This window comes from Propionispira raffinosivorans DSM 20765, from assembly GCF_000381065.1.
In the GTDB taxonomy this organism is placed as follows: Bacteria; Bacillota; Negativicutes; order Selenomonadales; family Selenomonadaceae; genus Propionispira; species Propionispira raffinosivorans.
Window position 1 is genome coordinate 45,358 of record NZ_KB905852.1, and the last position, 13,003, is coordinate 58,360.

12 protein-coding genes and 1 riboswitch are annotated in these 13,003 nt (G+C 38.3%); all 12 genes read left to right on the forward strand.

Going from position 1 to position 13,003, the window contains the following annotated elements; translation table 11 throughout:
* Positions 1–202 precede the first annotated feature (202 nt).
* A complete protein-coding gene (locus F606_RS0111640) occupies positions 203–2,167 on the forward strand; it encodes a methyl-accepting chemotaxis protein (RefSeq protein ID WP_019554067.1) in 1,965 nt (654 codons plus the stop codon).
* Between the two features lie 115 nt (positions 2,168–2,282).
* Positions 2,283–2,465, forward strand: a riboswitch (cobalamin riboswitch).
* 168 nt (positions 2,466–2,633) lie between these two features.
* The gene (gene cobI / locus F606_RS0111645; RefSeq protein WP_019554068.1) at positions 2,634–3,332 is read left to right on the forward strand and encodes a precorrin-2 C(20)-methyltransferase; all 699 of its coding nucleotides are present in this window, start codon (positions 2,634–2,636) and stop codon (positions 3,330–3,332) included.
* Between the two features lie 24 nt (positions 3,333–3,356).
* Positions 3,357–4,313: an ABC transporter substrate-binding protein gene (locus tag F606_RS0111650; RefSeq protein WP_019554069.1), complete on the forward strand. Its 957-nt coding sequence runs from the start codon at positions 3,357–3,359 to the stop codon at positions 4,311–4,313.
* A 34-nt stretch (positions 4,314–4,347) separates the two neighbouring features.
* Entirely contained in the window at positions 4,348–5,328 is a 981-nt protein-coding gene (locus F606_RS0111655) for a FecCD family ABC transporter permease (RefSeq protein WP_033368346.1), read from the forward strand.
* Entirely contained in the window at positions 5,328–6,116 is a 789-nt protein-coding gene (locus tag F606_RS0111660; RefSeq protein ID WP_019554071.1) for an ABC transporter ATP-binding protein, read from the forward strand. Before F606_RS0111655 ends, F606_RS0111660 begins: the two co-directional genes overlap by 1 nt.
* 229 nt (positions 6,117–6,345) lie before the next feature.
* Entirely contained in the window at positions 6,346–6,567 is a 222-nt protein-coding gene (locus F606_RS0111665) for a FeoA family protein (protein ID WP_019554072.1), read from the forward strand.
* A gap of 31 nt (positions 6,568–6,598) precedes the next feature.
* Positions 6,599–8,497, forward strand: coding sequence for a ferrous iron transport protein B (gene feoB / locus F606_RS0111670; RefSeq protein ID WP_019554073.1), 1,899 nt, complete (start codon positions 6,599–6,601; stop codon positions 8,495–8,497).
* Between the two features lie 47 nt (positions 8,498–8,544).
* Positions 8,545–8,742 carry a hypothetical protein gene (locus tag F606_RS21050; protein WP_019554074.1) on the forward strand — a complete coding sequence of 66 codons (198 nt, stop codon included), beginning with the start codon at positions 8,545–8,547 and terminating at the stop codon, positions 8,740–8,742.
* Between the two features lie 147 nt (positions 8,743–8,889).
* The gene (locus F606_RS0111680; protein ID WP_019554075.1) at positions 8,890–9,408 is read left to right on the forward strand and encodes a flavodoxin family protein; all 519 of its coding nucleotides are present in this window, start codon (positions 8,890–8,892) and stop codon (positions 9,406–9,408) included.
* A gap of 225 nt (positions 9,409–9,633) precedes the next feature.
* Positions 9,634–10,392 carry a class I SAM-dependent methyltransferase gene (locus tag F606_RS0111685; protein ID WP_019554076.1) on the forward strand — a complete coding sequence of 253 codons (759 nt, stop codon included), beginning with the start codon at positions 9,634–9,636 and terminating at the stop codon, positions 10,390–10,392.
* A gap of 49 nt (positions 10,393–10,441) precedes the next feature.
* Positions 10,442–12,025, forward strand: a complete 1,584-nt coding sequence (gene nikA, locus F606_RS0111690; protein ID WP_019554077.1) for a nickel ABC transporter substrate-binding protein — start codon at positions 10,442–10,444, stop codon at positions 12,023–12,025.
* Between the two features lie 48 nt (positions 12,026–12,073).
* Positions 12,074–13,003, forward strand: coding sequence for a nickel/cobalt ABC transporter permease (gene opp1B / locus F606_RS0111695; RefSeq protein WP_019554078.1), 930 nt, complete (start codon positions 12,074–12,076; stop codon positions 13,001–13,003).

Below are 13,003 nucleotides of genomic sequence, written 5' to 3' on the forward strand. Positions count from 1 at the left end.
AAGAAACAAGCGGCTGATTTTGGTGACCTATACTATATTTATTACATGTATTAATCATATTTTGTATTAATGATAAGATATTATATTAAAATAGTCAGAAAACTTTTACTTAGTTTCTTGTCGGATTCTATAGACCTATTAGTATATTGAGCTTGTACATCATAGTATTATATTCTTAAGATTCAACTAGGAGGAGAAAACTTTGCAAGGTAGTTTAAAAACAAGATTGATTGTACTTTTAGCCTTATTTGCCTGTATTCCTGTATTGGCTGGAACGATTATCAACGGGTATGTGAGTATGACAAATTTGCGTGAAAGCACACTGACAGCAAATTTAAATTTAAACCGAGAAATTGCTGCGGGCATTAAGCGTTCAATGGATAATGCAGAAGGCGTAAACGCCGCGGTGGCAGCGATGCCAATGGCACAGAGTATGGATTCTGCGACATTAAAACAGGCATTGGTGGATATTCAAAAGAAAAATCCTCAGTTTGAATTGATTGCCGTTTTGGATGCATCTGGGCAGCAAATTGCCAGAACAAGCGGCAGTAATAGCAATCGTGCGGATCGTGATTATTTTCAGGCAGCGATGCAAGGCAAGTCTTTTGCGACACCTGCATACATCTCAGCTAGTACAAAAGGCCTTTGCGTAACGATGGCGGCGCCAATCCTTAATAATACGGGGAAAGTTATTGGTGTTGTGGCATCGGACGTATCGCTTAAATCTTTATGGGATATTACGGATAATACCAAAATAGGTGCGGCTGGCTATATGGATATCGTCGATGATAAAGGTACAGTTATGGCACATCCGGATAAAGATAAAATAGAAAATAAAGAAAATTTTTCTAAATATGATTATGTCAGCAAAGTTATTGCCGGAACGGCGGGATCGGCTGAAGGACAGTCTACAACTGGGATCGACAGTTTGATTACATATGCACCAGTTGAATCCTATCATTGGGGTGTTATTACCTATGAACCAACGCGTGAAGTATACGAAGCAGCATTGAAAAATGCTTTAGTGATGTTGGTGATTTTAATTTTAGCTGTACTGATTAGTATATTTGTTGCTTTTCGGGTGGCGAAAGGAATTGTTGATCCGATTCATTCTTTAATGGAAGCGGCAAAACGAATTTCACAGGGCGATTTATCGCATGCCATTGAAATACAGGGTGCAACTGAAATCAATGAACTTACAGCGCAGTTTAATTTAATGGTTAAACATCTTAAGGCACTGATTCTAAAAACATCGGAAGCTTCTGAAACGGTATCCGCCTCATCAGAAGAATTGTCGGCCTCCATTGATTCAGTGGGACATCTGAGTGATGATGTATTAACGACTGTAAACCGTGTTGTGACAGATACAAAAGAAAAAGTGCTGATATCTGAACAATCGGTTGCTGTCATTCAAGAAATTGTCGGGCACATTGAAGCGTCGGTGCTTTCAGCTGAAGAAGTAGTAAGGTCAGCGACCAGCAGCAAAGAGACCGCGAGCCATGGTGCCCGTCAGTCGGAAGATGCGATTGATAAGATTACTCATATTCAAACCGACGTGAATGCAACGGCACAAGTTATTGATTCACTTGGGGAAAAATCAAAAAAAATTGGACAGATTGTCGATACGATTGCCGGTATTGCCGGGCAGACTAATTTGTTGGCACTCAATGCGGCTATTGAAGCAGCCAGAGCTGGTGAACACGGGAGAGGGTTCTCAGTCGTTGCGGAAGAAGTAAGTAAACTGGCGGCGCAATCAGAACTTGCTGCCAATGAAATTGCGACCATTATTAACGAAGTGAAACAGGAAACATTAACAGCGGTAGTTACCATGGAAAAAAGTCGCTCAGAAGTTGATAAAGGAGTTTTGTCGGTTCGTCAAGCTGGTGATGCATTTAAAGAAATTTATGCATCGGTGGAAAGCTTGAATGAACAAGTTAACCATATTTTACAACTGGCAATAAAACAAAAAACAGGCAGTGTGAAAATGGAAAAAGCTGTACAGGATATATCGACCTTCCTTCATACAAATGTTGATGGGATTGAACAAATTGCTTCAAAGAATGAATCCCAAGGAGCATCCGTACAGGAAATCAAAACGGCAGCTGGAGCATTAGCACAAATGGCTGTAGAACTTAGAGAAGAAATTAATAAATTTTCGATTCATTAATGCTTATGCATAAATTTTGATTATTCATATATAAGATACAAATCTCTTTTTTTATTGACACATTTCTCAAATCGGTGTACTATAAACGAGTAAATGATTCAATGTTTACAGACAATTATATTGTATTGGAACAGGTGCCCGTGAGGGCTTAATAGGGAAGTTTGGTTTAATGCCAACGCGGTCCCGCCACTGTAATGGGGAATAGCTTCATAAAATGTCACTGAAACAAATTGTTTTGGGAAGGCTTGAAGTCGTGATGATCCAAAGTCAGGAGAACTGCCTGTTTAGCGATCACCGTTGTACCCGCGAGAGATGGGGAGGGGATTTTGTTCATTGATTATATTAGGTGAGCCTTTTTCTTCGCGAAAAAGGCTCGTTTTTTTGCATGAATTTATAAATCATGCAGTTGATTTTGTATAATAAAACGAAGTATATTTACATATGCTTTATATTTTAGGAGGACGTTATGTCGGGCATTTTTTATGGTATAGGTGTTGGTCCGGGAGATCCGGAACTATTAACAGTCAAGGCAATCAATATTATGAAGGAAGTCGATATTATTATTGCCCCGAAAACGGAGAAGAAAGATGGCAGCGTTGCTTTATCGATTGCACGTCCTTATCTAAAAAAAGATATTGAAATCGTTTATCAGGTTTTTCCGATGGTAGTGAAGTTTGAAGAGTCAACAGAAGCTTGGGAGACCAATAAAAACGAAATTCTCGCACTTTTAAAAGCTGGCAAAAAAATTGCATTTTTAACATTGGGTGATCCGATGTTTTATAGTACATATATTTATGTATATCGTTTGCTTGAGCATGAAGGGTTTCCTATTGAGACGATACCGGGTATTCCAGCTTTTTGTGCAATCGGCAGTAAACTTGGCTATCCATTAGTTGAGGGAAATGATATATTAAGTGTAATTCCCGCGACAGCTGATCCAGAAAAAATTAAACAAGTTATGGCTGTAACCGATAATGTAGTTTTGATGAAAGTATATAAGAATTTTTCTTCGATTGTCGATACTTTAGTTGAAAATGAAATGATTGATAATGCTGTTATGCTTAGTCGCTGCGGTCTGCCGGATGAAGTTCGAATCAATGATCTTGTAGCCGAAAAAGATAAAAAAGTTAATTATCTTTCAACGATTTTGGCAAGACGCAAATAGAAAAATTTATCGTGAGGTGTAAGTATGTCAAAATACAAATGGTTGATGGTTTTATTGAGCCTGGGTGTTTGTTTACTGGCAGCGGCTTGTACGTCAACTAAGACATCGCCAGAAGCTTCAGCGCAATATTTGACGATACAAGATGATGCAAATAGGACAGTGGTGCTTGCTAAGAAACCAGAACGTATTGTAGCATTATCGGCTTCTTTTCTCGAACCATTGGGTGCTGTTCAAGCTAATATCGTTGGCCGCGTGAGCTCTAAAACCGGAGTTCCGGCATTTGCTGAACCGATTGAAGAGGTTGGTGCCTTTTATCAAGTCAATATCGAAAAAGTGATTGCGTTGCAGCCAGATTTAGTGATTGCGTTTAAAGGTGTTAATGATAAATTTGTGCCGATTTTAGAGAGCAATCATATTCCTGTGATTGTCCTGCAAATGAAAACATATGAAGATGTTAAAGCGAAAATTAAACTTTTTGCTTCACTTACGGGAGAAGTACAAAAAGGTGATGATTTAATAAAATCAATGGATGATTCTGTGCAGGGCATTAAGGCGAAAATGCCATCTGAACATAAAAAAGTGGCTATTTTACATAGTACAGCACAAAATGTCACCGTGGAACTTGACGGTAGTATTGCAGGCAGTATTGCAAAATCATTAGGGTTTATAAATGTAGCAGCAACGGGACAGCCCTTGGAAAAAGACCCGGATGCTACACCGTATAGTTTAGAAACGCTGGTTGAACAAGATCCAGATATTATTTTTGTCACCAGTATGGGGAAAATGGATGAAATCAAAAAAAGCATGTCTGCTAATGTTGAAAATAATCCAGCGTGGAGTTCATTGCGAGCGGTAAAAAACAAACAACTTTACTTTTTACCACAAAAATTATTTTTGCTGAACCCAGGTGTTGATTATCCAAATGCTGTTGAGACTATGGCTAAATTGGTTTACCCAGAGGTATTTAAAGATGCAAAATAGGCAAAGTGGCAAAGAAAAAAATAGAAAATTTGGCATGAGCATAAATATGTGGCGAATACTCGTTTTAGTGGTATTTGCCCTTTTTGCTGTCGGTGCCGTGGTACTTAGCCTCATGCTGGGCTCCGTTGCTATTTCCTGGCAGGAAATTCTACAGGCCTTATTTGGACAAAGTGTGGGGATACATGATCAGATTATCTGGAATATCCGTTTGCCGAGAACGATTGTAGCATCTTTGGTCGGGATGAATTTATCATTATCGGGGGCCATATTACAAGCTGTAATGAAAAATCCTTTAGCAGATCCGCATATTATTGGCATATCATCTGGTGCAGGGCTTACGGGTGTTCTTATCATGATACTATATCCACATATGGAATATCTCATTACACCAGCCGCTTTTGTTGGTGCGATGGGAGCGGCAGTCTGCATCTATATTTTAGCTTGGAAAGGCGGGATTCGTCCCATACGAGTCATTTTGGCTGGTGTGGCTGTGTCAGCCTTTTTAGGTTCGGGTATTTCTGCCTTGATGATTTTTTATAGTGATCGCGTAAGTGGTGCTTTAATGTGGCTTGTCGGCGGACTTTCCGCCCGCAGCTGGCCGCATGTCGAAATCATTTTGCCTTACGCGATTGCCGGTATGATTTTTGCCTTTTTAGGTTCCAGGCAGCTTAATGTTTTGCAATTAGGCGATGAACTTGCAAAAGGTTTAGGGCTGCATGTGGAACTGACCCGTATTGTGATGACGGCAGTTGCGGCACTTTTGGCAGCAAGCGCTGTAGCAGTGGTTGGCCTTTTAGGTTTTGTAGGACTCATTGTACCGCACGCCGCACGCCTCATTATTGGCACAGATTATCGATTTTTATTGCCAGCGACAGCTCTACTCGGAATGAGCGTTGTGACAATCAGTGATACGTTTGCCCGTATTGTTTTTGCCCCGATTGAGTTACCGGTTGGCATTATAATGGCTTTTATTGGTGCTCCGTTTTTTCTGTTTTTACTGCGGAGGGAACTCTAATGGATATTATGCAAACGCGAGATTTAACAATAAAAATACAGAATAAAGATATTTTAACAAAGATCAATCTTTCTTTTTTGACAGGTAAGACAACTGCTATTATTGGGCCGAACGGCTCTGGTAAATCGACACTTTTAAAGGCATTGGCCGGACTTAATAACAATATTACCGGGCAGGTTTTATTTGAAAATAAGGATATTAAAGATTTTAGCAAAAAAAATTTGGCACGCAATCTGGCGATTTTACCACAGGATCCGTCAGTACCAGCTGATTTGACGGTGGGGGAGCTTGTTCAATATGGTCGATTCCCTTATCAACGGTGGTTTGCCAGAAATGACAAAGAAGATCAGCAATGTGTCAAATGGGCTATGCAGCAGACTCAAATAGAGGACTTCAAAAATCGTTTCGTAACAACATTATCGGGGGGAGAACGGCAGCGGACCTGGATTGCTATGGCTTTAGCACAAAAACCAAAAGTTTTACTTTTAGATGAACCAACGACATATCTGGATATCGCCCATCAACTTGAAGTAATGCAGATTATCGATCGTTTGACTCAAAAATATAACATTACCATTATCATGGTTCTGCATGATATGAATCAGGCACTGCAGTATGCGAATGATCTTGTAGTTATCAAAAACCAAAGCGTCTTTGCGCAAGGTTCTCCGCAGAAAATAGTAAGCGCGAACTTGTTGGAAAAGGTTTTTGGTGTTACAGCTGATTTTTTTACCAATCGTGACGGAAACAAGGTTTTAGTGCCGATTTCTTTAGTAAAAGCAGACTGATAGGCTATGTATGTAATTTCTTTAATGCACTATATATGTTTTAAAAAATATAAAAAAGCAAAGGTTTGGTAGAATACTTAAAAAGAAGTATTTTAGTAAATCTTTGCTTTTTTTTGCAAATGATTGAAAATGTTTATCAATTGACTTGACAAAAATATAGATTCGTTTTAATATTAATTAGATGATAAAGGATATCATAATCATTATCACTTGAATGGAGGTTATGGAAATGACATTAAAAGATGCTACACCGGGTATGACGGTGAAAATAGAGAGTTTAGAACACTCCTCTTTAAAACAACGATTGATGAGCATGGGCTTAATAAAAGGGACTATGGTTAAAGTGTTGCCGTCTGCTCCACTGGGTGATCCGATGGCTATATCGATTCGGTCTTATAATTTATCGTTGCGACTTGCTGATGCAGAAAAAATTCAAGTAAGTGCTTTGTAATAAAAAATCAAAACATGAGGAGTGAGTGCGAATGGCAACACTATCCGTTGCGTTAACAGGTAATCCTAACACGGGCAAATCAACAATTTTTAATGAATTAACAGGTGCAAGACAGAAAATAGGAAATTGGCCGGGGGTTACGGTTGATAAAAAAGTCGGGTATGTAAGACATAATGATCGAGCTATTTCGGTTATCGATTTACCGGGAACGTATAGTATTAATGCAAGATCACCGGAAGAAAAGATCGTCATAGATTATTTATTAGAAGAAAAACCAGATGTTGTAGTTGATGTTGTGGATGCATCCAATTTATCGCGTAATTTATTTTTAACGATTCAATTTCTTGAATATGGTATTCCTGTTATTATTGATTTAAATATGATGGATGAAGCGAAAAAACGTGGCTTTAAAATTAATACCAAAATTCTTGAGCAGCAGTTTGGTATGCCGGTTGTTGAAACAGTAGGCAGAAGCAGAAAAAGCATTCAAAATTTATTAGGTGTATTTACGGATACAGTCATGAGCAATTATCATAATAGCTCATTAATTGAAGCTCATATTGCTAAAGTGCAAGAACTTACGGCAAATAACAAAAACAAAGAACAGGTAGAAGAAGAAATTATTGCTCTGCGTTATGCACTCATTGATCAAATTATGGCGCAAGCTGTTACAACTACGGATGTGGGAGCCAGCATTTCAGAAAAAATAGATCGTGTTTTTGCCAATGGATTTTTAGCGTTACCGCTCTTATTACTTTTGATTTATGCAGTATTTGAAATTACATTTACTTGGATTGGTCAACCTTTGGCTGATGGTCTTGATGGATTAATTGGTGATGATATTTCACCATGGATTGAAGATTCTTTAGTGTCACTAGGCGTTGCAGATTGGCTTAAATCTTTGGTGGTTGATGGTGTTGTTGCCGGGGTGGGCAGTGTCCTCACATTTGTGCCACTTATCTTTACCCTATTTTTTTGTTTAAGCTTTTTAGATGGGACGGGTTATATGGCGCGGGTTGCTTTTATTATGGATCCAATCATGCGTCGTGCAGGTTTGACCGGTAAAGGTGTTATGCCGCTGATTATGGGGTTTGGCTGTGGTGTTCCGGCGATTATGGGTGCCAGAGCACTGGATTCAGAAAAAGATCGTATGATTTCTATACTGATTACACCATTTTTGACTTGCGGAGCAAAATTACCGATTATGGCTCTGTTTGCCGCCATGTTTTTTCCTGACAATGCAACAAATGTTGTTTTTTGTATGTATCTTGTGGGTGTAGTTATGGCGATTATTATGGCTAAAGTTTTAAATATTACAACTTTTAAAGATGAAGAAAGCACCTTTTTATTGGAACTTCCGCCATACAGAATGCCGGATATGAAGACTGTTTTACTCGAAACATGGGATAAAGGAAAAGGGTATCTGGTTAAAGCCGGTACAATTATCTTTGCAATGTCGGTTTTGATTTGGTTCTTGAGTAATTATAATTTCGATGGACCAACAGAAGAAATGAGTGAAAGCTTTTTAGCCTCGATTGGTGCGGCGATGTCGACAATCTTTGCTTTTCATGGTTTCGCTGCCTGGGAATCAGGAGCAGCCATTGTGACAGGGATTTTGGCCAAAGAAGCTGTTATTTCCACGATGGGAATACTCTATGGTGTAGCGGATATCTCGTCTGATGCCCAAGATGCAGTTGATACAGCATCACAGCTCATGGGGTCGATGGGGGGATCCTTTACGGCATTGTCCGCATTATCTTTCATGGTATTTTCCCAGTTATATACACCTTGTGTGACAGCTTTGGGAACAATCAAGAAAGAAACGGGTAAGTGGAAGTGGGTTGCCTTTGCAGCAATCTACACATTTGCTGCAGCGTGGGTTGTTTCTTTGCTCGTATATCAAATTGGTAGTCTTTTAGGGTTTGCTTAATTGTCACTATCAAGAAGTTTGGTTTCGAATGGAAAGGGGTTGGTTTTATGTCAACAGGTACACTGGCTACATTTGTGATTGGCTTAATAGTCGCTGGATGTTTTGGGTTTGGTTTATGGAAAATGTATAGAAGTTTTTTCAAAGGAGAAAGTGAGTGCTGTGGCTCTAGTGGTGATGGATGTTCATCATGCTGTCAATGTTCTTCTAAAACTCAATCGACCGATGCAAAACTGATTGTAAAATAAAAATATGGATTGAATGCAAAAAGCAGCAAATTATAATATTTGCTGCTTTTTGTGCTTTTTATCACAGTATTGTCTTGCCTTTTGGTTTATACTTGCAAGTGATATGTATCGTCGTTTATATTTGAGTGAAGGTGAGGACGAATTTTTATGACAAAATGGTTATTGGTATATTCTTCGGTGACAGGGAATACGAAACAAGTTGGTGAGGCTATGTTTGAAATTTTACCAGATGGGTCAAAATTGCAGCCACTTAATGGAGCGGTAGTTGATTTTGCTGCATATGATGTAATTATAGTTGGCTATTGGCTTACGCGTGGTGGTCCTGATCCAAAAACTATGGAGTTTTTGCCGAAACTGAAGGGTAAAAAAGTTATTTTATTTGCGACGCATGGTGCTTTGCCTGGCAGTGAACACGCTGTGACAAGTTTGGCCAGAGCGGCTTATTTATTGGGTGAAGGTTGTAGTATTTTAGGTACATTTACCTGCCAGGGGAAAATAAATCCAGCTCTTTTAGCTAGGCGAGTGGAAACGGCGGAAAATGATCCGCATGCACCGAATGAAGAAAACAGAAAACGCTGGATGGAGGCGGCAAAGCACCCCCATGAACAAGATTTTGCATTGGCACGAGATTTTATAAAAAAAATGCAGCGTAAATTGGATCGATAGTAATAGAAAAACAGTGCGACTAACATCTACTTATTAAAATGGTGTTGGCTGGGCTGTTTTTTTTATTTGTCAAAGCGTTGTAGTATAAAAAGAAAACTTCTTTAAATAACCCCTAGGGTGGGTTGTGGAGTAGAAGAACTGTCTATACTATATATTATAGTAGTATTTTTAATACTTTTATAAGTCGTATGAAAAATTTAAGATTACGGGATTGAGAGGTATTTTATGCAAGAACTTTTAGAAGAAATAGAAAATTATTGGGATCAAAGATCTTCTGGGTATTGTGAAAGCAATTTAGAAGAATTAGAAACTTTTAAAAAAGAAGCTTGGCTTGAATTAATACAAGAACAGTTTCCATCTGTAAAAGATCGAAAATTGAGAGTGCTCGATATTGGTACTGGTCCTGGTTTTTTTGCAATTATTATGGCAGGCGCTGGACATGATGTCACTGCGGTGGATTATACGGAAGCAATGCTAAAAAAAGCGCAAGCCAATGCAAAGCGATATCATTGTAATATTCATTTTGAAAAAATGGAAGCACATAAATTATTGTTTGCTGATAATTGCTTTGATTTAATTGTTTCCAGAAATCTGACATGGAATCTTGAAGAGCCAGAGCAGGCTTATCAAGAATGGTACAGAGTGTTAGGTAAGAACGGGCGTTTATTAAATTTTGATGCAAATTGGTATTTGCACGTACATAATAGTGAAAAGAGAAAAGAATATGAGAATGATCGTGTTATGACTCGTAATAAAAATCTGCCAGATCATTATACGAACACCGATACCAGACGCATGGAGAATATTGCAAAAAAATTACCGCTCAGTAAGAAATTACGACCAGAGTGGGATGTACAAGAACTTAAAAAAATTGGCTTTAAAAAGATCATCATAGACAAGGGTATTGGTGAGAGAGTTTGGAATACGATCGAAAAAATAAATTATGCATCAACACCTATGTTTATGATTGCTGCCGAAAAATGATGCAAGGCCATTTTAGCAGGCAGCAGTAGTATTTTTTAGGAGGAATTTTATGAAAATAAGAAGTGTAGTTTTTTGCGTTATATTATTGTGCTTAACTTTTGCCGTTTGTGGGTGTGGCAGTGAAAATGATAGATTGTCAAAAAATGAATTAGTGTATGCTAGTACCAAAGACATTCGGGATATTAATCCACATTTATATGGCGGTGAAATGGCAGCACAAGCTATGGTGTTTGAGCCATTGGTATATGATACAAAAGATGGAATAAAACCGGGGTTAGCTGAAAGCTGGGAAGTATCAGCAGATGGTCTTAGTTATACATTTCATATTCGTCAGGGGGTAAAATTCACGGACGGAGAAGATGTGAACGCAGAGGCAATTAAACTGAACATTGATGCTGTTTGCAAAAACAAAGAGCGCCATGCGTGGCTGGATATGGTTAATCAAATTGATCATGGAGAAGTTATGGATGCATATACATATCGACTCGTCCTGAAAAAACCATATTATCCTACGTTAAAAGAATTGGCGTTGTCTCGTCCATTCCGCATGATATCGCCAAAGTGTTTTAAAGATGGTGATACGAAAAATGGAGTTAATGGTTATGCTGGTACGGGACCTTATATATTAACGGAACATAAAGACAAGCAATATGCTATTTTTACGAAAAACAAAGATTATTGGGGAGATCAAGCAAAATTTGAAACGATTAAATGGCAGGTTATGCCAGATCCTCAAACCATTTTATTGGCTTTAAAAAAGGGTGAAATCGATTTATTATTTGGCGCAGATGGAGATATGGTAGATTTAGATTCTTTTACAGCATTACAAAAAGAAGGAAAATATGCTGCTATGTTGAGTGAACCAGTTGCATCAAGGGCGATTTTAATCAATGCACATCGGCCGATTACTTCTGATCGTCAAGTGAGAGAAGCTTTTCAATATGTTGTCAATAAAGAAGGGATTGCAAATGGTGTATTAAATGGAACAGAAACCGTTGCGGATACACTATTGTCACCAACTGTTCCATATTGCAATGTACCTCTAAAAGCTAGAAATTACGATCTGGATAAGGCAAAACAACTATTGAATGTAGCAGGTTGGAGTATGAATGAGGATGGGTATCGTTATAAAAATGGCAAAAAAATGGTTGTTACCTTATATTTTAATTCTAATAACGCGCAAGAACGAACCATTAGTGAGTATGTTCAAAGTGATATGAAAGCAGCTGGTGTTGAACTTAAAATTATTGGCGAAGAAAAACAGGCATTTTTGGATAGACAAAAAAATGGGGATTTTGATTTACAATATTCTTTATCATGGGGAACACCATATGATCCACAGTCGTATCTATCTTCCTGGCGCATACCAGCCCATGGTGATTATCAAGCACAATTGGGATTGGAAAAGAAAAAATGGCTTGATGATGAAATAGGACTTACTTTAGTGGAAGCTGATAAGGATAAACGGCAGTTGAGATATAACGAAATACTAACCTATATACATCATGAATGTGTATATTTACCTTTGACGTATTCTCGTACCAAGGCAGTTTATATGCCTAAACTAAAAGGTGTTGGATTTAATCTATCACAATATGAAATACCTTTTGAAAAGATGTATTTTGAGAAATAAAGTATGGGTTTTGGCCGAATTTGTGATGATATGTAGCGAGGTGCATTTATGCGAAATTATATGATAAAGCGCATTCTATGGATTTTGCCAATGCTGGTAGGAATTTCATTTTTTGCCTTTGTACTTATTACATTAAGTCCTAGTGATCCTGCAGAGGTTGCACTTCGTGTAAATGAAATTGTACCAACACCTGAAGCGATTGCATTAATGCGGGAGCAGTTAGGACTCGATAAACCGTTTTTCACACGATATGTGGAGTGGCTGTTGGCTGTGGTTCAAGGTGATTTTGGTAACAGCTATGTCAATAATAAATCGGTTTTTCAGGAATTTATCATGGCACTGCCGGCAACGCTTTATTTGTCGGCAGTTGCACTCATTTTTATCATTTTTATCAGTGTCCCGATTGGCGTATTGTGTGCTGTTTATGAAGGTAGTATGGGAGATATATTTGTTCGAGTTTTTATTTTTTTAGCAACAGCAATGCCTGGGTTTTGGGTGGGCTTACTGTTGATTTGGTTGTTTTCGGTTCAATTAGGCTTATTCCCAACAAGTGGTATGCAAGCAGCAAATTCTGTTGTTTTGCCAGCGTTTACTCTAGCACTAACGTATATTGCAACCTATATACGGTTGATTCGTAATAATATGATTGAAAACAAGCAAGAAAATTATGTGACTTATGCAAAAGCACGAGGATTAAAAGAGAGCATAATCTACCGGCATATTTTTAAAAATTCTTTAAATGAGGTCTTAACAGCACTTGGAATGTCTATTCCTAAATTAATTGCCGGAAGTGTGATTGTAGAGAATATTTTTGCCTGGCCGGGGGTAGGCCGCTTATGTGTATCGGCGATTTTTAATCGCGACTTTCCCATTATTCAGGCTTATGTTTTAATGATGGCAGTACTTTTTGTTATATGCAATCTTATAGTGGATATTTTAAGTGCTTCGCTAGATCCGCGGATAAGTCAGGATGGATAA

Bases quoted from the DNA above. Each gene is read 5' to 3' on its own strand.
- cobI (WP_019554068.1), top strand. From the start codon at position 2,634: ATGTCGGGCATTTTTTATGGTATAGGTGTTGGTCCGGGAGATCCGGAA.
- F606_RS0111665 (WP_019554072.1), top strand. From the start codon at position 6,346: ATGACATTAAAAGATGCTACACCGGGTATGACGGTGAAAATAGAGAGT.
- F606_RS0111685 (WP_019554076.1), top strand. From the start codon at position 9,634: ATGCAAGAACTTTTAGAAGAAATAGAAAATTATTGGGATCAAAGATCT.
- F606_RS0111660 (WP_019554071.1), top strand. From the start codon at position 5,328: ATGGATATTATGCAAACGCGAGATTTAACAATAAAAATACAGAATAAA.
- F606_RS0111655 (WP_033368346.1), top strand. From the start codon at position 4,348: ATGAGCATAAATATGTGGCGAATACTCGTTTTAGTGGTATTTGCCCTT.
- nikA (WP_019554077.1), top strand. From the start codon at position 10,442: ATGAAAATAAGAAGTGTAGTTTTTTGCGTTATATTATTGTGCTTAACT.
- F606_RS0111680 (WP_019554075.1), top strand. From the start codon at position 8,890: ATGACAAAATGGTTATTGGTATATTCTTCGGTGACAGGGAATACGAAA.
- F606_RS21050 (WP_019554074.1), top strand. From the start codon at position 8,545: ATGTCAACAGGTACACTGGCTACATTTGTGATTGGCTTAATAGTCGCT.
- F606_RS0111650 (WP_019554069.1), top strand. From the start codon at position 3,357: ATGTCAAAATACAAATGGTTGATGGTTTTATTGAGCCTGGGTGTTTGT.
- opp1B (WP_019554078.1), top strand. From the start codon at position 12,074: ATGCGAAATTATATGATAAAGCGCATTCTATGGATTTTGCCAATGCTG.
- feoB (WP_019554073.1), top strand. From the start codon at position 6,599: ATGGCAACACTATCCGTTGCGTTAACAGGTAATCCTAACACGGGCAAA.